The sequence below is a fragment of the Pseudomonas fulva genome (genome assembly GCF_023517795.1).
GTDB lineage: Bacteria > Pseudomonadota > Gammaproteobacteria > Pseudomonadales > Pseudomonadaceae > Aquipseudomonas > Aquipseudomonas fulva_D.
Genome location: NZ_CP082928.1, coordinates 3,718,724 through 3,738,153, shown reverse-complemented (window position 1 = coordinate 3,738,153; position 19,430 = coordinate 3,718,724). Strand labels below are relative to the sequence as shown.

The 19,430-nt window shown below is 66.2% G+C and carries 21 protein-coding genes; 6 read left to right on the top strand and 15 right to left on the bottom strand.

Annotation, left to right across the window (positions count from 1 at the left end):
* Positions 1 to 13: 13 nt before the first annotated feature.
* Complete coding sequence (locus tag K8U54_RS17065; protein WP_249906930.1) at positions 14 to 769, bottom strand: SDR family NAD(P)-dependent oxidoreductase; 756 nt, start codon at positions 767 to 769, stop codon at positions 14 to 16.
* A 58-nt stretch (positions 770 to 827) separates the two neighbouring features.
* A complete protein-coding gene (locus tag K8U54_RS17060; RefSeq protein ID WP_249906929.1) occupies positions 828 to 1,604 on the bottom strand; it encodes an SDR family NAD(P)-dependent oxidoreductase in 777 nt (258 codons plus the stop codon).
* Positions 1,605 to 1,698: 94 nt separating this feature from the next.
* Between K8U54_RS17060 and K8U54_RS17055 the strand changes: the two genes are divergently transcribed.
* Positions 1,699 to 2,601 (top strand): LysR family transcriptional regulator, encoded by a 903-nt coding sequence (locus K8U54_RS17055; RefSeq protein ID WP_249906928.1) that lies wholly within the window; start codon positions 1,699 to 1,701, stop codon positions 2,599 to 2,601.
* A gap of 29 nt (positions 2,602 to 2,630) precedes the next feature.
* On the opposite strand, the gene K8U54_RS17050 is transcribed toward K8U54_RS17055, so the two are convergent.
* From K8U54_RS17050 to K8U54_RS17040, 3 genes are all read right to left on the bottom strand, one after another.
* Positions 2,631 to 3,236, bottom strand: a complete 606-nt coding sequence (locus K8U54_RS17050; protein ID WP_249906927.1) for a hypothetical protein — start codon at positions 3,234 to 3,236, stop codon at positions 2,631 to 2,633.
* Between the two features lie 127 nt (positions 3,237 to 3,363).
* On the bottom strand, positions 3,364 to 4,911 hold the full coding sequence (locus K8U54_RS17045) for a GGDEF domain-containing protein (protein WP_249906926.1): 1,548 nt from the start codon (positions 4,909 to 4,911) through the stop codon (positions 3,364 to 3,366).
* A gap of 154 nt (positions 4,912 to 5,065) precedes the next feature.
* Positions 5,066 to 5,428 carry a hypothetical protein gene (locus K8U54_RS17040; protein ID WP_249906925.1) on the bottom strand — a complete coding sequence of 121 codons (363 nt, stop codon included), beginning with the start codon at positions 5,426 to 5,428 and terminating at the stop codon, positions 5,066 to 5,068.
* 261 nt (positions 5,429 to 5,689) lie between these two features.
* Between K8U54_RS17040 and K8U54_RS17035 the strand changes: the two genes are divergently transcribed.
* Positions 5,690 to 6,940, top strand: coding sequence for an MFS transporter (locus K8U54_RS17035; RefSeq protein ID WP_249906924.1), 1,251 nt, complete (start codon positions 5,690 to 5,692; stop codon positions 6,938 to 6,940).
* Here the strand turns inward: K8U54_RS17035 and K8U54_RS17030 are convergent.
* Both K8U54_RS17030 and K8U54_RS17025 read right to left on the bottom strand, forming a co-directional pair.
* Positions 6,937 to 7,107, bottom strand: a complete 171-nt coding sequence (locus K8U54_RS17030) for a GNAT family N-acetyltransferase (protein WP_249906923.1) — start codon at positions 7,105 to 7,107, stop codon at positions 6,937 to 6,939. The two genes, K8U54_RS17035 and K8U54_RS17030, sit on opposite strands and share 4 nt — an antisense overlap.
* Positions 7,101 to 7,412 (bottom strand): hypothetical protein, encoded by a 312-nt coding sequence (locus K8U54_RS17025; protein WP_249906922.1) that lies wholly within the window; start codon positions 7,410 to 7,412, stop codon positions 7,101 to 7,103. The genes K8U54_RS17030 and K8U54_RS17025 overlap by 7 nt, the downstream gene beginning before the upstream one ends.
* A gap of 178 nt (positions 7,413 to 7,590) precedes the next feature.
* Between K8U54_RS17025 and K8U54_RS17020 the strand changes: the two genes are divergently transcribed.
* Positions 7,591 to 9,765: a TonB-dependent siderophore receptor gene (locus K8U54_RS17020; protein WP_249906921.1), complete on the top strand. Its 2,175-nt coding sequence runs from the start codon at positions 7,591 to 7,593 to the stop codon at positions 9,763 to 9,765.
* 65 nt (positions 9,766 to 9,830) lie between these two features.
* Here K8U54_RS17020 and K8U54_RS17015 read toward each other — a convergent pair whose 3' ends face one another.
* Entirely contained in the window at positions 9,831 to 11,411 is a 1,581-nt protein-coding gene (locus K8U54_RS17015) for a YdgA family protein (RefSeq protein ID WP_249906920.1), read from the bottom strand.
* Positions 11,412 to 11,713: 302 nt separating this feature from the next.
* Here K8U54_RS17015 and K8U54_RS17010 point away from each other — a divergent pair, with 302 nt between their 5' ends.
* Positions 11,714 to 11,932, top strand: coding sequence for a hypothetical protein (locus tag K8U54_RS17010; protein ID WP_249906919.1), 219 nt, complete (start codon positions 11,714 to 11,716; stop codon positions 11,930 to 11,932).
* Between the two features lie 218 nt (positions 11,933 to 12,150).
* Positions 12,151 to 12,615, top strand: coding sequence for a hypothetical protein (locus K8U54_RS17005; RefSeq protein ID WP_249906918.1), 465 nt, complete (start codon positions 12,151 to 12,153; stop codon positions 12,613 to 12,615).
* 25 nt (positions 12,616 to 12,640) lie between these two features.
* On the opposite strand, the gene K8U54_RS17000 is transcribed toward K8U54_RS17005, so the two are convergent.
* The 5 genes from K8U54_RS17000 to K8U54_RS16980 all read right to left on the bottom strand — a co-directional run bounded on the left by K8U54_RS17000 (position 12,641) and on the right by K8U54_RS16980 (position 16,905).
* Complete coding sequence (locus tag K8U54_RS17000) at positions 12,641 to 13,735, bottom strand: hypothetical protein (protein ID WP_249906917.1); 1,095 nt, start codon at positions 13,733 to 13,735, stop codon at positions 12,641 to 12,643.
* The gene (locus tag K8U54_RS16995; protein WP_249906916.1) at positions 13,732 to 14,718 is read right to left on the bottom strand and encodes a hypothetical protein; all 987 of its coding nucleotides are present in this window, start codon (positions 14,716 to 14,718) and stop codon (positions 13,732 to 13,734) included. The genes K8U54_RS17000 and K8U54_RS16995 overlap by 4 nt, the downstream gene beginning before the upstream one ends.
* A 98-nt stretch (positions 14,719 to 14,816) precedes the next feature.
* Positions 14,817 to 15,809 (bottom strand): aldo/keto reductase, encoded by a 993-nt coding sequence (locus K8U54_RS16990; RefSeq protein ID WP_249906915.1) that lies wholly within the window; start codon positions 15,807 to 15,809, stop codon positions 14,817 to 14,819.
* A gap of 49 nt (positions 15,810 to 15,858) precedes the next feature.
* Complete coding sequence (locus K8U54_RS16985; protein WP_249906914.1) at positions 15,859 to 16,314, bottom strand: MaoC family dehydratase; 456 nt, start codon at positions 16,312 to 16,314, stop codon at positions 15,859 to 15,861.
* Positions 16,315 to 16,359: 45 nt separating this feature from the next.
* Complete coding sequence (locus K8U54_RS16980) at positions 16,360 to 16,905, bottom strand: TetR/AcrR family transcriptional regulator (RefSeq protein WP_249906913.1); 546 nt, start codon at positions 16,903 to 16,905, stop codon at positions 16,360 to 16,362.
* Between the two features lie 306 nt (positions 16,906 to 17,211).
* Here K8U54_RS16980 and K8U54_RS16975 point away from each other — a divergent pair, with 306 nt between their 5' ends.
* On the top strand, positions 17,212 to 18,312 hold the full coding sequence (locus K8U54_RS16975; protein WP_249906912.1) for an NADH:flavin oxidoreductase: 1,101 nt from the start codon (positions 17,212 to 17,214) through the stop codon (positions 18,310 to 18,312).
* A 76-nt stretch (positions 18,313 to 18,388) separates the two neighbouring features.
* Here the strand turns inward: K8U54_RS16975 and K8U54_RS16970 are convergent, their stop codons facing one another.
* Both K8U54_RS16970 and K8U54_RS16965 read right to left on the bottom strand, forming a co-directional pair.
* Positions 18,389 to 18,928 carry a thioesterase family protein gene (locus K8U54_RS16970; RefSeq protein ID WP_249906911.1) on the bottom strand — a complete coding sequence of 180 codons (540 nt, stop codon included), beginning with the start codon at positions 18,926 to 18,928 and terminating at the stop codon, positions 18,389 to 18,391.
* Positions 18,929 to 19,043: 115 nt separating this feature from the next.
* On the bottom strand, positions 19,044 to 19,343 hold the full coding sequence (locus tag K8U54_RS16965) for a hypothetical protein (RefSeq protein ID WP_249906910.1): 300 nt from the start codon (positions 19,341 to 19,343) through the stop codon (positions 19,044 to 19,046).
* Between the last annotated feature and the right edge of the window lie 87 nt (positions 19,344 to 19,430).

The window sequence follows — 19,430 nt, the reverse complement described above, 5'->3', positions numbered from 1 at the left end:
TGGGTCGGCGCACTCAGTTGCCGGCCGACACACCGCAGTCGATGGCCAGGTCGGCGCCGGTGATCGACCGCGCGCCGCTCTGGCAGAGAAAGAACGCCAGGTCGGCGACTTCGCCGGGCTGGATAAAGCGCGCCGCCGCGCCTTGCGGGTACTTGGCCAGCAGCTCCTGGTAATAGGCTTGCGGGTCGCCGTTGCCGTAGCGCTCGGCCTGGAACCTGAGCATCGGGGTTTGCACGTCGCCCGGAGACAGGCTGTTGCAGCGCACCCCATCGGGTGCCAGGTCCAGCGCCAGGGCCTTGGTCATCAGGGTTACCGCACCCTTGCTGGCGCAGTACGCGGCGGCATTGCGATTGCCCTGGCGGCCGGCGTCGCTGGAGAGGTTGACGATGGCGCCCCTGCTGTGGCGCAGCGCCGGGATGCTGGCCGAGCACATGAAGAAGGTGGCCTTGAGGTTGACGTCCAGCACGAGGTCGAAGTCCTCCTCGCTGAACGACTCGACCGGCCCCTCGCGCCATACGCCGGCGCAGTTGACCAGGGCGTCCAGGCGGCCGGTAGTGGCCAGCAGCGCCGCGACCACCTCATGGCAGGCGCCGGGTTTACGGATGTCGGCGGCATGGGCGCCGGCCAGCTTGCCTGCGGCCTGCTGGGCGGACAGCGCGGCGGCGTCCAGATCGGTGCCGAACACCGCCCAGCCGCCCGCATTGAAACGCTCGCACATGGCCTGACCGATGCCGCCCAGGGCACCGGTAATCAGAACGACGGGTTGCATCGATTCGCTCCTCGGCCCGCGGGCCGCTCGAGAAGATGGAAAGTAAGAGGGTTGGCGCTCAGGGCGCCTTGTTCTCGATCAGGGCATTGCCACCGTCGATCACCAGCGTCTCGCCGGTGATGTAGCTGGCCTCTGGCGAAGCCAGGAAGGCCACCGCGGCGGCGACTTCTTCGGGATGGCCGGCGCGACCCACCGGCACGTAGGCGGCGGCCCGTTGCTCTTCCGGCTGGCTGGCGCCGGTGGCGATCCAGCCCGGCGCCACCGAGTTGACGGTGATGCCCTGCCCGGCCACTTCCAGCGCCAGCGACAGGTTGAGGCCGACCATCCCGGCCTTGGCCGCGCTGTAGCCGGCCTCACCGGGGTTGCCGACACGGGTGCCGGTCACCGAGCTGACGTGCACCACGCGGCCATAGCCGCGCTGCTGCATGCCAGGCAACACGGCGCGGGTGAGCAGGAAGGCAGTGGTCAGGTTGCGCGAGATGGACAGGTTCCAGACATCGAGGCTCATCTTGGCGACTTCGACGAAAGGCTCCGGGCTGCCCTGCATGGCCATGCCGGCGTTGTTGACGAGGATGTCGATGCGCCCCCAGCAGGCCTCGGCCCAGCCGGCGAACGCCTGCACTTGGGCTTCGTCGGTGAGGTCGACGGCGCGGCCTTCGGCTTCGAAACCGGCGGCGCGCAATTCGGCCACCCGCTCGGCGATGCGCGCACTGCTGGCGGTGACGATCAGTTTCACGCCTGCCGCGCCGAGCCGACGCGCAATGGCCATGCCGATGCCGCGCTCGCTGCCGGCCCCACTGACCAACGCGACCTGACCTGCCATTACCCTGAACATACCCACCTCACGCCAACCGGGTTTCGATGGAGGTGGATGCTAGGCGCATGAACCTGATACAAAAAGACAACTGTTATCAGGAAAACTGACAATCATGGTGTTTACCAGCGAATCGCTGCGGGTGTTTCTGGCGGTCATCGATCAGGGTTCGTTTTCCGCTGCCGCCCGTGCCCTGGGCCGGGTGCCCTCGGCGGTGAACATGGCGGTGTCGCAACTGGAGGCGGAGCTCGACCTGACGCTCTTCGATCGCTCGACCCGCAAGGCGCTGCCCACCCCTGCGGCTCGTGCCCTGGAGCCCCAGGCCCGGCAGGTGGCCAGCCAGCTGAACCTGCTCGACGCCCACGCGCTGCAACTGCACAAGGGCCTGGAACGGCGCCTGGTGATCGCCATGGCGCCGGAGCTGCAGACCGGCGCCTGGAGCCGCCCGCTGACTACCCTGGCCCGGGAATTCCCGACCCTGGAGATCGAGATCCGCTCGGCTGCGCAGACCGATGCGGTGCGCATGATTCATGACGGCAGCGCGCAGGTGGCGCTGATGTTCGAGCGCCCGGGCATCGACGAGCGCGAAGCCTTCGCCGAGGCCGGCAGCCAGCTGCTCACCGCGGTGGCGGCGCCGGGCTATCCGTTCGACAGTGAAGGCAAGCGGCTGGACGCCGGGCAGATGGCCGACACCCGGCAGATCGTGGTGGCCAGTGACGACCCCAGGGCCTCGGAGCCGCAGATCGTGCTGTCCCACCGGGTGTGGCTTACCGACAGCTACATGGCCACCCTCGACCTGGTGCAGGCCGGCATGGGCTGGGCCTACCTGCCCCATCCGCTGGTGCAGCCGATGATCGACTCCGGTGTGCTGGCCGCGGTGAAGTTCGACAACATGGCCAGCCAGATCCGCCTGTGGGTGGACGTGATCTGGTACAAGAGCCGCCCGCTGGGCCTGGGTGCTCGCCGCTACCTGCAGCTGCTGCGCGAACAGGTCGAAGCCGGCCCGGCGCGCTCCTGACGCGCCTGGAGCACCAGGCGCCTGGAAGTCTATGCGCCAGCGACGGGCGATCGCCGCCGGCTGGTGCCGGGCCGCGGTGCCCCCTGCCGAGCTCGCAACAGGGGTGCGGCGCCAGGGCCGGGTGCCCAGCCGAGCTGCCGTTCCAGGGTCTCGCGCAGCGCGGTGGCGACGAACCTCGGCGTGTCGCATACGTAGCGCTCGGCGTGGCGCCGGCGTTGCTCGGGCAGTGCCTGCAGATACTGCAGCGCTTCTTCGATACTCGGGATGCGCCCGTTCTCGCCCTGAAAGCGCGGCGGCAGGGCTGTCCACACCACCCCGTCGAGCCCCTGGGCGCGCGCCCAGGCGGCAATCGATCGGGCATGGGGCAGCTGGGGATCGAGCGTGCCCTGGGCCACGCTACCTACCGACCAGGGCTGGGAAGACGGGATCTTCTCGCGCTGGCGCAACAGCTCACGTGCACAGGCCATCGAGTCGCCGTGCATCAGCGACCACATCACCCGGGTGACGGGCGCCGTGCTGCAGATGACGGTGGCCAGCTCGCCGCCGTCCGACTCACGGGCAAAGTCGATGGGCAGGTCCGGACCATCGCGGCGCCAGCGGGCTTCGACCGGCAGAACGCCGGGTTTCCAGATCAACGACCCCCATCCCAGACAGGCAATTCTCATACGCCTCGAACCCAACGCAGCCGACAAGTGCTCAATCTGACCCACCCCGGCGCTGCGCTGTTCAAGGCATCACGGCCGGTTGCCTGGCGACCGAATGTTACCGGGAGGCCAGCACCACGCGGTTGCGACCGCCGCCCTTGGCGGCGTAGAGCGCACGGTCGGCGGCGGCCACCATGGCCTCGGGGTCGGCGAAGTCCACGCCTGGCACACCGGTGACCACGCCGATGCTCACGGTGACCTGATCGTAGGCGGACTGGCGATGCTCGATGCCCAGGTGCTGCACCGCCTCACGCACCTGTTCGGCCATGCCCAGCGCCTGCTCGGCGGACACGTCCGGCAGCACGATGGCCATCTCCTCGCCGCCGTAGCGGGCCACCAGATCGCCCTCACGGCGCACCCGCGCGCGCATCGCCTTGCTGACTTCGATCAGCGCCTGGTCGCCGCGCTGGTGCCCATAGGCATCGTTGTAGCCCTTGAAGAAATCCACGTCGACCAGGGCGAAGGCCAGTGGCGTGCCATCGCTGCGGGCACGCTGGAACACGCTGGCCAGGTAGCCGTCGAGATGGCGTCGGTTGGCCAGACCGGTAAGGCCGTCTTCGGCGGCGAGGGTTTTCAGGGTGCTGTTGGCCGTAGCCAGGGACTGGTGGGCGGCCTGCAGCTCGACCGCCATGGCCGACTGCCGGCCCAGCGCTCGCAGCACCAGCAGGCCCATGATGCCGACGCCCAGCACGGCGGCCAGGGCGAAACTCCACATCGTCCAGGCGCGTTGCCGCCAGGCGGCCAGCGCCTGTTCCTCGGGCGTGGCCACCGCCACCAGCATCGGGTACTTGAGGCTGGCGTCGAAACCATAGACCCGCCGCACGCCGTCGACGATGGCGGTCAGCGTCACCGCGCCTCTGGGCGTGCCGCCGTTGATGGCCTGGAGCATCGGGCTCTGGGAAATATTGGTCAGGTAGGTCTGCGCATCGCTCTGCGAGCGGGCGAGGATGGTGCCGTCGCGCTTGGCCAGCACCACGATGCCCTGCTCGCCAAGCGGCAGCGAGCGATAGAGCGTGCGGAACCGCTCGACGCCGAGGGTGGCCAGGGCAACGCCCTGGAAACTGCCGTCCTCGTCGTAGATGCCCTTGGAAAAGGTGATGACCCATTGCCCGGTGGTCTTGCCCCTTATCGGCTGGCCGATGTACAGCGCGCTGCCCGAGCCCTGGCGGTGGTGCTGGAAGTACAGGCGATCGGCATTGTTCAGCGTATGGGCTTCGGCATTGGTGGCCAGAAAGTACTGCCCCCCGGCGTCGGACATGTACAGGCCGTCCAGCTCGCCCAGCTCGCGTATCTGGGCTCGGGCCACCTGATTGAGCTCGCGGATGTTGGCCTCGCCGTGTCCGCCGGAGCGGTACATGGAGATCAGTGCGGTAAGCAGGGTATCGGCGACCCGAATGGTCGATTCGGCCTGGCTGTTCAGCGCAGCGGCCAGGGTCTGCATGGCCTCGGTGTTCTTGGCCATGGCCTGGGACTTGTCCCAGCGCACGTGCAGGGCGGTGGACAGCAACAGCACGCCACAGACGAAAATCACCGCGGCGATCAGTAGCCCGCGGGGATTGCCGGCGCCCGCAGGCAGGTCGAACTGTCGCCGGCCGGAATCATGCACCTCTGGTCACCCCTGTTCGCTGCCGCGCCATTGCATCGCTCCCGGTTGCCGCCCCGACCGTCGGTCGACAATCCGCTATCGGGCCCGGCGCGCACAGCGTACGCACAGATGGGCGCGGCGCCCAGCCCCCCTGCCCCGGTATACACCGCCTCGCTCACGCTCCGGAACCCTGCGGCCCAGCGCCTTCAACCGGCAGGGTATCGAACCAGTCGGCGTAGGGGCTGTTGCCGACCAGATGGCGGTTGTAGTCCGGCGCCCCATCGCGCCACCACACCGGGCCACGCTCACCCAGCGCCACCTTGGCGGCCTGCACCTGGGCCCGCGCCTGCTTGAGCGAAGCGGCATCGTCCGCCGCCTTGGCGGCCTTGACCAGACGCCGAGCGTCCATTAGCTGATTGACCAGCGCCTGGCGCTGCGGCTCGGTCAGCTCGGGGTTGGATAACCGCCACAGCCGGCCCCTGACGATCAGGTAGCGGCCGTCCGGGGTGGTCAGGGTTGCCGCGTCAGGGCGGCTCATCCGGTTACCGATCCGCGGGCACCAGGCCTGGAGCCCGGGTGCTCACGGTTCGCCTGGGTGGTGTGACTGCTATGCATTGGCCTCGCCGTCGATTGAGGTATGTCCAAAATCGACCGGCGCGGCGGCGCGGAAGTTTAACCCGTTGCCGAATCAGGCGAGACAGGCGGCGTCGGCGCCCGTAAGCTTGGCGGCCCGTCCCGCCCTCTGGCCGGGCTGGCACCCTGGTGCCGGCGGGCCCAGCAGCCACACGAAGCCTTGCGTATGAAAACCAGCACACCCGACCTCCCTGCCGACCCGACCCTCGCTCAGTCCCCCCAGGCCCACGGCTTTCTGTTGCCGGTGGTGGGCGCCGCCGCGTTCTCGCACCTGCTCAACGACCTGATCCAGTCGGTGATGCCCGCCGTTTACCCGATGCTCAAGACCCAGTTCGCGCTGAGCTTCGCGCAGATCGGCTGGCTCGGCCTGGTCTACCAGATCACCGCCTCGCTGCTGCAGCCGTGGATCGGCATGTACACCGACAAGCACCCCAAGCCCTATCTGCTGCCCTCGGGCATGCTGATGACCTTTATCGGCATTGCCCTGCTCGCCTTCGCCAGCAGCTACGAGATGCTGTTGCTGTCGGCGGCGGTGGTCGGTGTGGGCTCGGCGACCTTCCATCCGGAAGCCTCGCGCATCGCGCGGATGGCCTCGGGCGGGCGCTTCGGCACCGCGCAATCGACCTTCCAGGTTGGCGGCAACTCCGGCTCGGCCCTGGGCCCGCTGCTGGCGGCAGCCATCGTCATCCCCTACGGCCAGCACGCCATCGCCTGGTTCATGCTGGCCGCCGCCCTGGCGATCTTCGTGCTCTGCCGCCTGACCATCTGGAGCGTCCATCATGGCCAGGCCAAGCTGAAGAACCTGGCCAGCAAGCAGACGGTGGGCCTGAACCGCACCCAGGTGATCCAGGCGATCGCGGTGATCTGCGTGCTGATGTTCGCCAAGTTCGTGTACATCGCCGCGTTCACCAACTTCTTTACCTTCTACCTGATCGAGCGCTTCGCCATGAGCGTGCAGCAGAGCCAGATCTACCTGTTCATCTTTCTCGCCGCGGTGGCATTCGGCACCTTCGCGGGCGGCCCGGTGGGCGACCGCATCGGCCGCAAGGCGGTGATCTGGATTTCCTTCATGGGCGTGGCACCCTTCGCCCTGGCCCTGCCCTACGTCGGTGCCACGGCAACGGCGGTGCTGGCGATCATGATCGGCCTGGTGATGTCTTCGGCCTTCGCCGCCCTGGTGGTCTATGCCCAGGAGGCGGTGCCGGGGCGCGTCGGCATGGTGTCGGGGCTGATGTTCGGCCTGATGTTCGGCATCGGCGGCATTGGCGCAGCCGGCCTGGGCGAGCTGGCCGACGTGCACGGCATCGTCTGGGTCTACCACCTGGTGTCCTTCCTGCCGCTGCTGGGCCTGGCCACTGCCCTGCTGCCACGCACCCGGCCGCTCAAGCCGCAGGCGCCAGCGCCGACAGGCCGCTAGGCCGCGGCCTGCCGTTCGTAGCGCAGGTAGCCGAGGGCATTGGTCCCGACTTCAGCGAACCCGGCCCGCTCGTAGAGCCGCCGGGCCGGGTTATCGCTACGCACGTGCAGGCTCAGCGTCTCGAAGCCGGCCTGCCGGGCGCTCTCGACATAGGGCGCGATCAGCACCTGGCCGCCCCCCTGCACCGATACGCCTCGCTCACCTGCAGGGCGCACAACTGCGCATTGCCCAGCTCATCGGCCCATAACGAATAGCCGACGAGCTGGTCATCGACCCAGGCCAGGGTCAGCCGCTCGAAATTCTCGACCCATTGCGCGAGGTGCCGCTCGGCCGCCACCTGCCAGGCGTGCTCGTGCTGCGGCTCCCACTGGCGGATATAGCCCAGCTCGCCCCGGTAGATCGCCGGAAGATCGATGACCCGCGCGGGCCTCAGCACAGGCCTCGAGTCGCCAGCTGTGGGTTGGCAGATCATGGGACGCCCTCGTTGCACGGCGTCGGGTGGCTGACGCCCACTGCTTTCCGATCGATAAGCCCTTGATGAGTCGACGAATTCAAGCAGCACGCTTTGTCATCCAGCGACATTCTTGAGATTATAATAATAACGATTCTCACCACCATAACGCCTACCACTCGATTATCAGGGATCCCTCATGTCGCGTCTCACCCCACCTCGCTGCTTCGCCGCGCACCGTAATCACCTGGCGCTGGCCATCTGCATGGCCACCATGACCCCGGCCCTGGCTCAACAAAGCAGCGAAGCAGGCAGCGTGATGGAGCTGGGCGCCACCGAAATCACCAATACCCAGCTGGGCAGCACCACCGAAGGCTCGCGTTCCTACACCACCGGCGCCATGTCCACCGCCACCAAGCTGCCCATGACCATGCGCGAGACGCCCCAGGCGGTCACCGTGATCACGCGCCAGCGCATGGACGATATGGGCATGACCAGCATCAACGACGTGGTTAAGGCGACACCCGGCCTGTTCCTCAGCACGGCTAGCGGTCGCGGTCGGCAGACCTACATCTCCCGCGGTTTTGAAATCGACAACCTGATGTATGACGGTATTCCCAGCGGCTACAACGGCGTTGCCGTCGGCGTGCAGCCGAACCTGGCGATGTTCGACCGGGTGGAAGTGGTGCGCGGTGCCACTGGCCTGGTCACCGGTGCAGGCAACCCTTCGGCGGCGGTCAATATGGTGCGCAAGCGCCCGCTGGCCGAGCAGCGCGTTACCCTCACCGGCGCAGCGGGTAGCTGGGATGACTATCGCGGCGAACTCGACGCATCCAGTTCACTTAACAGTAGCGGCACCCTGCGTGGTCGCGTAGTCACTTCGTACCGCGACGCCAACAGCTTTATGGACCGTGCGCAGGAGCAGCATGGTCTGTTCTATGCGGTCACCGAGGCAGACTTTGGCGAAGACACTACCTTGACCTTCGGCTTCTCTCATCAGAAGGACAAGACGAACTCATTCTGGGGCTCGTCCCTGATCGGCTTGGATGGCCACCACCTCGATCTACCGCGCTCCTACAATCCAGGGACTGACTGGGAAAACAAGGATCAGGAAACCAACGCGGTCTTTGCCGAACTCCGTCACCGCCTCGCCAATGACTGGGCGCTGCAACTGAACGCCAACTATGCCGAGCAGAATGGGTTGTTCTCAGGCTCGTACTTGACACAGATGGCGAACGTCGGCTACGCAAAGCGTAGGACGATCTACCATGCAACCTACGATGAAAATCAGGGTGGTGTGGATGCCTTTGCGAGCGGTCCCTTTCAGGCATTCGGCCGCACTCATGAACTGGTAGTCGGGGCCAGCAAGCGCATCTACGACATGACCACCCACGACTACTCGCCTTACAACCTGGGTGGGCAGCCGGTGGATATCGCCGAGCCTGATTTCGTCCACACCGGCCATCGCCGTGCGGTGACCTCCCAGGATGGCGTGTACCTCACGAGCCGCCTGAGCCTGGCAGATCCGCTGAAGCTGATTCTCGGCGGCCGCCTTGACTGGTACGACTATGACAATCGTGATGGCGCTGGCGACTACAAGGTCACTCGTAACGTCACTCGCTACGGTGGCCTAATTTACGATCTGGACGAGCATCACTCGGTCTATGTCAGCTACAGCGACATCTTCACACCTCAGTCCAGACTCGACGCCAGTGCAACGCCTGTGCGCCCCATCGTCGGTAAAAACTATGAAATTGGTATCAAGGGCGAGTACTTCGACGGCGCCCTGAACGCCAGCATAGCGTTGTTCCGTATCGACCAGGAAAACCGCGCGGTACAGGTCTTCGTGCCCAACTGCCCGCAAGCCAACAACCAATGCTACGCCCCTTCTGGTGAAGTCCGGAGCCAGGGCATCGACATGGAGCTGCAAGGTGCATTGACCGAAAACTGGCAAGTCGGCGCGGGCTATACCTACGCCCGTGTGCACACCATGAAGGACGCTGCGAATCCTCAGAACGAGAACCAACGCTTCGATACCGATACGCCTGAACACTTGTTCAAGCTCACCACCAGCTATCGCTTCCAAGGCGAATTGGAAAAACTGCGAGTCGGTGGCAGCCTGTCGTGGCAGAGCCGCATGTATAACGACATAGCGCTGCCAAGCGGCGGAGAATATCGACTCGAGCAAGGCAGCTATGCGATCACTGACCTCATGGCCGGCTATCAGATGACTGAAAATCTTGACCTGCAGCTTAATGCCAACAACGTGTTTGATCGTAAGTACTACAGTTCAATATCCCAGTCGGTAAACTACGGCGGAGATAACTACGGTAACCCACGCAACCTGATGCTGACCGCCAAGTACAGCTTCTAAGTCCAAACCTCACCCACAAGAAAGCCAGTCCTTCGACTGGCTTTCTTGCACCCACGCAAGTGGGATCACTCGGCCTGATCGGGCGCCTGCGTCTCGGCGCCGTCGTCGTAGCCACCGAGGTCTTGCGTCGCATCGTCGCCGTAGGCCGACGCCTCATCACCCAGACCACCGCCCATGCCGCCGGTCTTGGACATCACCAGCGTGACGAACTCCTCGACGCTCATGTCCTGACCGTTGAAGGTCACCCTGTTGTCGGCGTAGTGCAGGGTCGATTGCAGGGTCTCGCCTTCCAGGGTCAGCAGGCCGGTGCCGAGCGCCATGCCGCTGCCCATCTCGGTCATCATCGCCGCCTGCTGCTCGATGGCCTGGGCGTCGGTGACGCCCTCGACCATGGCCTGGATGCGCACGCCATCGCCGATCACCGCCTTGGCGACCGCCAGCTTGGCCTCCAGCTTGCCGATCAGCTGGCGGGCCAGCTCGTCAGGCGGCAGCTCGAAGGATTCGGGCTTGTCCATGTCCACCACCACCCGCAGCGAGGCCTGGCCATGGGGCGTGGTGAGGGTCAAGTTGTCCAGCGCCAGCTGGGGTTTGCCAGCCAGCAGCTTCTCCAGGTCGGCCTTCATGCGTGCCTCCTCGTCGGCGGAGAAGTCGAGCTGCGGGGCCTCTTCACCCAGGGCCTGGGCTTGCTGGACGGGCGTCAGTTTGTCCTGGTAGAGCTTGAACAGCGACTGCAACGCCGCGCTGTCGAAGTTCTTGATGGCCCACAGGGTGCGCAGGCCGCCGATGTCCTTGCCGTCGTAGCTGACCATGCCCAGGTCATAGCCGATCTGTCCGTTGAGCATGCTGCCGCTTTCCTGCAGGCTGCCGACCTGGGCGATGTCCTTGATCAGCACGGCGGGCTTGTCGCCGACCTTGATCTGCGCGGTGGCCAGCTTGATGCTGCTGTCACCGACGTAGAAATCGGCGCTGCCCAGGCGCTGATCGCTGCTCAGGGTCAGGCCATGCAGGTCGGCCTGCATCGGCGTGTCCTCGGTGCTGGTGATCGACAGGCTGTCCATGGTGCCGCTGACCTGCACGTCCCTGGCGTGCTTGCTGGCTTCGAAGTCCAGCGTCATGCCGGAGAACTTGACCGTGGAGGTTGGCGACGGTGCGAAATCCAGCGGCGTCAGCACCAGCGAACCGCGGCTGGCACCGCTGTAACCCAGGCTGGCCTCACCGGTGAGCGGCGCGGCGCCCTTGGCGGCATCAAACCACTTCCGGGTCAGCTCGTTGGGTTCCAGCTGGTAGTTGCTGGCGACCATGACCGGCCACAGGTTCAGGCGCATCAGGCGCGACAGCGGCAGCGGGCCGTGCTCGATGTTGTCCAGCAGCAGCACTTCCATGTGCCGCGCCGGGCCCTCCTCCGAGGGCGCGTCGAAGCTGAACTTGTAGCGTGCGGTGCTGGTGAACAAACGGGTCTCCAGCGACACCAGCTCCAGCTTGACGCTGGCTCCGGTGCCCAGCAGCGCCTCGGCGCCCTGCCGGTTGGATTCCTCGATGAGGTCGTTGAGAACGCCGGGCAACTGGGTGCCGGTGTACCAGGCGCCGGCCGTGCCGAGTGCGCCAACCGCCACCAGCCCTACTGCTACTGCTGCTAATTTGTTCATCGTCTGCTCAATGCATGTCCATGATGGGAATGTTCGGCCTTCCTGGCCTGGCGCGTGGTGCGCGTGCTGCGAAAGGCGGCGGCAATCTTAGCACCCTGCCCCATCAGGCACTGTGCGATCGCTCTCGCTGCCGCGAGGTGCCAGGAATAGCCGGAGGCCACATGTCAGTCATCGGCTGGGCAGTCCAACCGCGCAACTTCTGCTGAATCCTTGGCGCGCTGGCACAGTCATAACACACCAGTAGGGCGCGGAATCTCCGCGCCCAGTGCCGGCCGGCAACAGGCCATCACCGAGGTGCGTAAATGGCTACACAGAGTGAAAAAGTGCTCGAACAGGCCATAATGGCCATGCTGGGCGCCTGCATCGACCTGGGCTACGACGTCGACAAACTGGCGAAAAAGGCCCAGGTGCTGGTTCTGGACAACAGCAAGTACAACTACGTCGAGCAACCCATGCCCTCGACGCCCCACGAAGCCATCGAACGCGCCCTGTCGACGATCAAGAGTGCCCCCCGCCTCTAGGGCCTTGCACGCCACCCGAAGCAAGCAGCACGCCGGGCAGGATGCCCAGGGGTGCTGCGCTGCGTTGGTCCCGCCAGCTGTGAAAGCCTGTGAAATATTCGGATAGTTGCGAATTGTCGTGAAGGCACTGCGCTCTAGCCGCCTACCTGCTGATAACGTCCAGGGTGCGGACGATAACGTCTGCCACACGCCGTTCATCCACTGAGGGAGCAGAGCCGATGTCCACGACCGTTTCACCTACCGGCGGTAACCCGAATACTCCGAACTCGTCGACTTCGGCTTTCGATACCAAGTTGGACATCGCCAAATCCAGCAAGACCATTGCCGACTACATGCGCCAGAACGGCAAGCAGGCGATCACCAAGCAGGAGGTGTCGCAGCTGGCCAACGACACCTCGGGCAAGGTGCCGAGCGATGTGGTCGAGGCGGCCAAATACATGCAGCGTCACCCTGACGTATTCACGGCCATCGAGACCCACGACGTGGCCGGTGCCGATGAGCTGTCCGGGGTGTGGAACTTCGACTGGGCCGCCAGCGGCGGATTGAAAGGCACGCCCACCGAAGCGATCGCCAGGATGCAGGACACCTTCGACTACGCCATTGCCAAATCGGCGCAGATCACCGAGATCACCACGGCCAGCAAGGCAGAACTGGACTCGACCAAGCAACGTCCGAGCAACTGAGCAATCGCCTGGCCAGCCCCCTGGTTCAGGGATCGAGCCGGCGCCGCAGCCACGAGAACGGCGCCAGCACCCAGAACAGGCCGTAGGCCAGCGCCCGCGTGCACAACCGCAGCGGCAGCGGTGCCGGGCGCCAGTGCGGCCCAGGCACGAAGGCGCCCGCCGGGCGGAAATGGGCCAGGGGCCGGGTCAGGAAAGCCTGCCACAGGCCATGCCGCGAGATTGCCGTGCCGAGGTTTTCAGGAATGAAGAAACCCGAGTGGCCATAGTGGTCGGCGCGCACGTTGAGCGTCGCGGCGGCCAGATAGCCCACCTTGCCGCCCGGCCCGGCACCGGGAATGGCGAACTGTGCCAAGGGCACCGCGCGATCCCGGCCGCCGACATGGTTGAGCACCGCCTCGACGCGCCCCTGTTCGATCAGCCGATCCCAGTCGAAATCCGGGCGCACGATGCTCGCCGCGGTAATGATGCGACCGAATTTCAGGTCGGCGAACGCCGGGTTCTCCAGCACCCGCGACAGCAGCAGCGTACCGAAGCTGTGGGCGATGATGTCCGGTCGGTCGGGTAGCCGGCTCTTTTGCGCTTCTTCGATGGCGATGCGCATGCGCTCGCCCAGGCGTCGGGCGAGACGCTCGTGCAGCCAGCGGGCAAAGACGTCGATGGTCGCCCAGCCGTATTTGTAGATCAGTACCGGGGCCGAATAGCTGAGCCGGTTGGCGATTTCCCAGCTGAACGCTTCCTGCCATTTGGCGCGGCTGTTCATGCCGTGGATGACGATCACCCAGCGGATATCGCGGCTGCTCTCGCCCACCAGCCGGTAGGCGGGCTCGACCTCGGGCGCCACGCCCTCCTGCTGGAAATCCGCCAGGCAGAACGGGCAGACCGTATTGGCCGTACCAACCGGCAGCAAACGCGCACAGGGTGCCATGGGGCACCGATAGGCGTCGCTGCGCAGGGCAACCGCGGCGCTGACCAGGCCGTCGAGAAAGGCGTGCAGCGCGCCATCGCCAGGCGCAGCCCCGACCGCCAGGGCGAACTGCCCCAGGGTGAACTCCAGCTCGACGCCCTGGCCCAGACGGCGCTCGACTTCCGCCTGCCAGCGGTCTGACCGGGCAGCACTCATGGCGCGCTGTTGTACGCCCAGAGCAGCTCGACGATATGCAGCACGTCGTCGCGCTTGCATTGCGCCCAGATGCGCAGCCGCCCTTCACGACCATGGACCTGCACGGCGATCCGCCGGCTGGTACCGTGTTCCTCGGCGGCGAAATGCAGCATGCCCTGGGCCCGGTCGAACTGCCCGGTGTCCACCGCCTGCAGCACCACGCGCACCGGCTCGACCGCATCGATGCCGCCGTCGGCGAGGGTCGAGGCCATCTCCACGTAACCACCGTCGAGCTCGAAGCGGGTCGAGTGCACGCCCTTGCCCCTGCTCGCGGCGACCTTTACCGCCTGGTCGAGGGGAATTGGTTGCAGGGCGGCGTCCGGGCAGCCAATCGCCACCAGGGTCAGGCGCACGTCCTGAAAGACCGCCTTGTGGTCGATCTGCGGGTTGCGGTGAATCAGCACCAGGCAATAAGGGTCGGCGAAGCGCCATTCGAAGCGCACCACGCTGCGGTCCAGGCGCTGCCGGTACGCGTCGAAACGGTACTGCTCCAGCCCTTCTTCGAGGGTGAAATCCTTGGGCTTGAAGCGATTCCAGCCGGCCTTGCCCTGGTGCCAGACCATCGACAGGCCGGCGTCGGACTGGGCGATGTGCTTGAGCGTGAGTGCCGCTGGAAAGTCCAGGCTGGCGCCGGCGTTCAGCACGCTGGCGTGAACGCCCCCTGCAATGCCGGTTGCGAGCATGGCCGCTTCGACCTGCGGCGGCTCGATCAGGTAAAGATGCTGGTCGCCCCACCCTTCGACTTCCGCCAGCCAGGCTTCGAGCTCTTCCTGGGTCAGCTCATCGGCATCGATGGCGGCATCCAGGTTGGCAGCGAAGTCTTCCTTGGTCGCGCCAATCTTGACCCCGGTGCCGCGCAACAGCTCCTTGATGAAGGCATTGCCCTGGGCGACGATGACGCGTCGTACCAGTTCCTTGAGTTGCGGTTTGCTCAGCGAATCCATGCCCCCTCCCCCTGCGTCATGCCGGGCGGCAGGCACCCGACGCGACATAGCCATACGCCATCATACTGCGTGGAGAGGGTTTTGGCGCGGCGCCGCTATCAGGCGATCACGGGCATGGCGGGCAGCGGTGTTCTCGCAGGCGTGGCCTCGCCAAGGGCGCTCACCGCGTCGAGCCGCGCGAGCTGCTCGGTCGACAGCTCGAGCGCCAGCGCGCCGAGGTTGTCGGTAGCCTGCGCCAGGGAACGCGGCCCGATGATCGGCACCGCGCCGTGGCTGCCGGCCCAGGCGATGGCGACCTGGCCCGGTGTGGCGCCCAGCTCCTCGGCGATCGCCAGCACGGTATCGAGGATCTGCGTACGCTGCGGCGAATTCTCGGCCTGGAATACCCGCCCGCCCAGCCCTTCGGCGCGGCCCTTCTCGCCCTGGCGATACTTGCCGGTGAGCATGCCACCGCCCAGCGGCGACCAGGTGACCATGCCCAGCCCCAGCGCCCGGCACGCCTGGAACAGGTCGGCCTCGGGATCGCGGTGTACCAGGCTGTGCTCGAACTGCGCGGCGGCGATGGGCAGCGCCCGGGTCAGCTCGGCCAGCGTGGCGATATGGGCCAGGCGCCAGGCCGGGAAGTTGGACAGCCCGGCGTAGAGGATCTTGCCGGCCCGGGCCAGGTCATCGAGCCCGCGGAGCAGTTCCTCGGCCGGCGTCACGCCATCGGGGTGGTGCACCCAGTAGAGATCGATGCGGTCGGTCTTCAGGCGCTTGAGGCTGGCTTCGACGGAGGCGACCATGGCCTTGCGACTGTTGCCGGTCACCAGGCGGTTGGCGTTCGGCACTGCACCGCTGGTGTACTTGCTGGCGAGCAGGAAGTCCTCGCGACGCCCTGCCAGCAGGGTGCCGAGCAGCGTTTCGGACTGGCCGAACTGATAGACGTCCGCCGTATCGATGAAGTTGCCACCGGCCTCGACGTAGGCCTCGAACATGCTCTTGCTGGTATCCGGGTCGGCGCCATGGCCCCACCCCGTGCCGAAGTTGCCCGTGCCCAGTGCCACCTGGGAAACCTGCAAGCCGGTAGTGCCGAACGCTGCGTATTTCATGGTCTGCTCCACTGTCGTCATGCCGCCAGGCGGCTTAGGTCGGTTGCATCTACTGCGCGGGGCGCCGTGGCACCACCAGGTTACCCACGGAAATCTGCACCGCCTGATCGTGCTGATTCAGGGTGGTGGTGCGCAGCTTGACCAGGCCCTGGGTAGGCTTGCTCCTGGACGGCCGCACCTCCAGCACCTCGAGTTCGACCCGCAGCTCGTCGCCGGGCCGCACGGGCAGCGGCCAGCGCAACTCATCGAAGCCGGCGCCGATGATGCCGCCGGCCAGCTTCGGCTCGCTGTCTACCAGCAGGCGCATGGTCAGCGCCGCGGTGTGCCAACCACTGGCCGCCAGCGAGCCGAACAGCGAATCGCGCGCTGCCTCGTTATCGAGATGAAAGGGTTGCGGATCGAACTCACGGGCAAAGGCCTTGATCGCCTCTTCGTCGACACGCGCCCGGGTGGCGCCGGTGAAACGCTGCCCGGGGGCAAGGTCATCGAGGTAGTGAAGGGTCATGGCGGTCTCCCTGTACGTGGCAGGTGCACATTGGTTGACGGCGTTTCAGGGCGTGCCGTGCGAGCGGCAGGCGCTGAGGATTTCATCGGCCAGGGGCGAATCATTGGGGCAGGCCCGTGACAGCACGATGGCGCCAACCGCCTGGGCGAGCTGGCCGACAAGCTGGGCCCGCCCCTGCTCGCCGGTCTCCTGGTCATGGCGCGCCAGCGCCGTCAGCAGGGCCTCGATGGCGTCGGCGAAGACTGCCTTGAGGGCTTCCGGCTGGCGCGCCGCATCGCCGCCCAGGGCGGGAAGCGTGCAGCCCAGATCCCGGGCATCGCGGTGCTGGCGCGTCAGGTAGCGGTCGAAGAACTGCTGCGCACTCAGATCCTGGCTGTGCTCCAGGCTTTTCGCGATACCGCAGGCGGCAGACTCCGCCATCAGGTCGGCCTTGGAAGCGAAGTGCTTGTAGAAGCCGCCGTGGGTGAAACCGGCGGCCGCCATCAGGTCAGCCACGCCCACGCCGTCGTAGCCGCGTTCGCGGAACAGCCGGGATGCCGTTTCAACGATCAGCGCCCGGTTCGCCTGGGCCTGGGCCTTGCTCACGCGCATATCGCCGCCTCCAGGTTCACGCTCACCTCCATGACATCTGCACATATTGATGTCGATCATAATCAAAAAAGACGGGAGAGCAAAGATGATGAACGTAATCCTGACGGCCAGTGGCAGCCCCTGCCGGTATTCGCGCCATGAATGGCGCAGGTATCAGCGCTGCAGCGGATCTTGCAAGCTGGTGATGGCCGTGGGCATATGGCGGCGCTTCGCTGTCGAGGCGGCCGGCGCGCCGCGCCCGGTCCAGCCCTACCCATATTGCAAGCCGCTGATCGCAGCGGCCATCCGACCCGAGACGAGGTGTCCATGTCTGACGTTCTGTTCAGCCCCTTCAAACTGAAAAGCCTGGATCTCCCCAACCGCATCGTCATGGCGCCCATGACCCGCAGCATGGCGCCGGAGGGCATTCCCGGCCAGGCGCATGCCGCGTACTACCGACGCCGCGTCGAAGGCGGCGTGGGGCTGATTCTCACCGAGGGCACGGTGATCGACCGCCCGGCCTCGCGCAACATGCCGGGCATCCCCTTCTTCCACGGCGAGGCGGCCCTGGCTGGCTGGGCCGGCGTGGCCGAGGCGGTGCACGCGGCCGGTGGGCGCATCGGCCCGCAGATCTGGCACACCGGCTCGACCCGTTCGCGCGGCGAGTGGGTACCCGATGCACCGGTCGAAAGCCCGTCCGGGCTGGTGGCACCGGATGATCCGCGCGGCGTGGCAATGAGCCTGGAAGACATCGCCGACACCGTGGCCGCCTTTGCCAGGGCCGCGGCCGATGCCAAGCGCCTGGGCTTCGATACCGTGGAATTGCACGGCGCCCACGGCTACCTGATCGACCAGTTCTTCTGGCCCGGTACCAACACCCGCACCGATGCCTTTGGTGGCGCCACCATTGCCGAACGCTCGCGCTTCGCCGCCGAGGCGGTGCGTGCGGTACGGGCGGCGGTGGGGGCTGACTTCCCGCTGATCCTGCGGGTCAGCCAGTGGAAGCAGCAGGACTACGCCGCGCGCCTGGCCACTACCCCCGAGCAGATGAGCGAATGGCTGGCGCCCCTGGTCGAGGCCGGCGTGGACATCCTGCACTGTTCGCAGCGGCGCTTCTGGGAACCGGAGTTCCCGGAACTGGACGGTGCCGAGGGTCTGAACTTCGCCGGCTGGGCGAAGAAGCTCACCGGTGCGGCGACCATCAGCGTCGGCTCGGTCGGGCTCGACGGTGACTTCTTCGCCGCCTTCGGTGGCAAGGGCTCCGGCGCGGCGGTGCTGGACAACCTGCACCTGCGCCTGGAGCGCGAGGAGTTCGACCTGATCGCCGTGGGCCGGGTGCTGATTTCCGATGCTGCATGGGCCAACAAGGTTCGCAATGGCGAGCCGCTGCCAGGCTTCGACGCCGCCGACCTGGCAACGCTGGCCTGACTGCGGGGCGGTCCCAAGGCCGCTGCGCCCAACGGCGCCCGGGCCATGAGCCCGCGCGCCCGGCGTAGCGCCTGCGCTACTGCTCCTCACCCCGCAGTTGACCGCTCAGCCGGTCGCAGCTGTCGGACCAGTCGCTCAGCCAGTCCGGCAGCGGCGGCGATTGCGCCGGCAGGCCGAGCTCGCCGACAAAATCGCCGGGCGGGACATTGCCCTGCCGCCCGCGAAACAGGCCGCGCATGATCACCACCCCGGCCACCCGCCCATCCTTGACGAAGCGGTGCTCCATGAAGCTCCACTTGTCGTCCCAGCCCAGCATGCGGGTATGGATCTCGAAGGACTCGAACACCCTCAGCTCGCGACGAAACTTGCCCCATACGTCACCGACGATGGGCAGTGCACGTTGCCGCAGTGCCACCCGGAACGCGCCGCTGCGCAGCACGTAATCCATGCGTCCGATATCGGCGAGGGTGAAGTAGCGACCATTGGTGACGTGCCGGTTGAGGTCCAGATCCAGCGGCCATACCCGCATGCGCACCACGGTGGTGGCGAACGCCGAAACGGGGCGGCGCCAGGGACGACGCAGCAGCATCAGGAAAAGGCGGAACCAGAGATTCATGGAGCGACGGCCTGTACCAGCGAAAGGGCTCCACGTTATACAGCGCGCCTGCCAACGCGGTAGCTGCGAAACAGCCGATCATGAGGGGATTTTTGCACGCCTCCGGCAGGTGGGCTCAGCGGCGAGGGGCGGTGTCGGAGTCTGTGCTGGAGGAATCGGTGGGCATCGAAACGGCCTGGCCGTCGAGCTCCAGCAAGCGCTTGACCTGGGCGATGAAGTCCAGCATCACCGCCTGGACGAGGGCGCCGTTGCCCAGTTGCGACGTACTCAGGTGCCGTTGCCCCAGGCATTGCCCACTGCCCGACATCGCCTTGAAGCAGATGCCGGTGGGGCCTCGTTCGAGTTCGAGCTGGCAGCCGGTTTCCGTCTTGAATCTGCTGATGTATTTGTCCATACCCTTGTGAGGCGTATACATGCAGAACAGTTCGTATAGTCTTCCGACCACTCGTCAGCGTGCACCAAAAGGCACCACGACCAGCCGTGCCAGCCCCTGCCGCAGGTG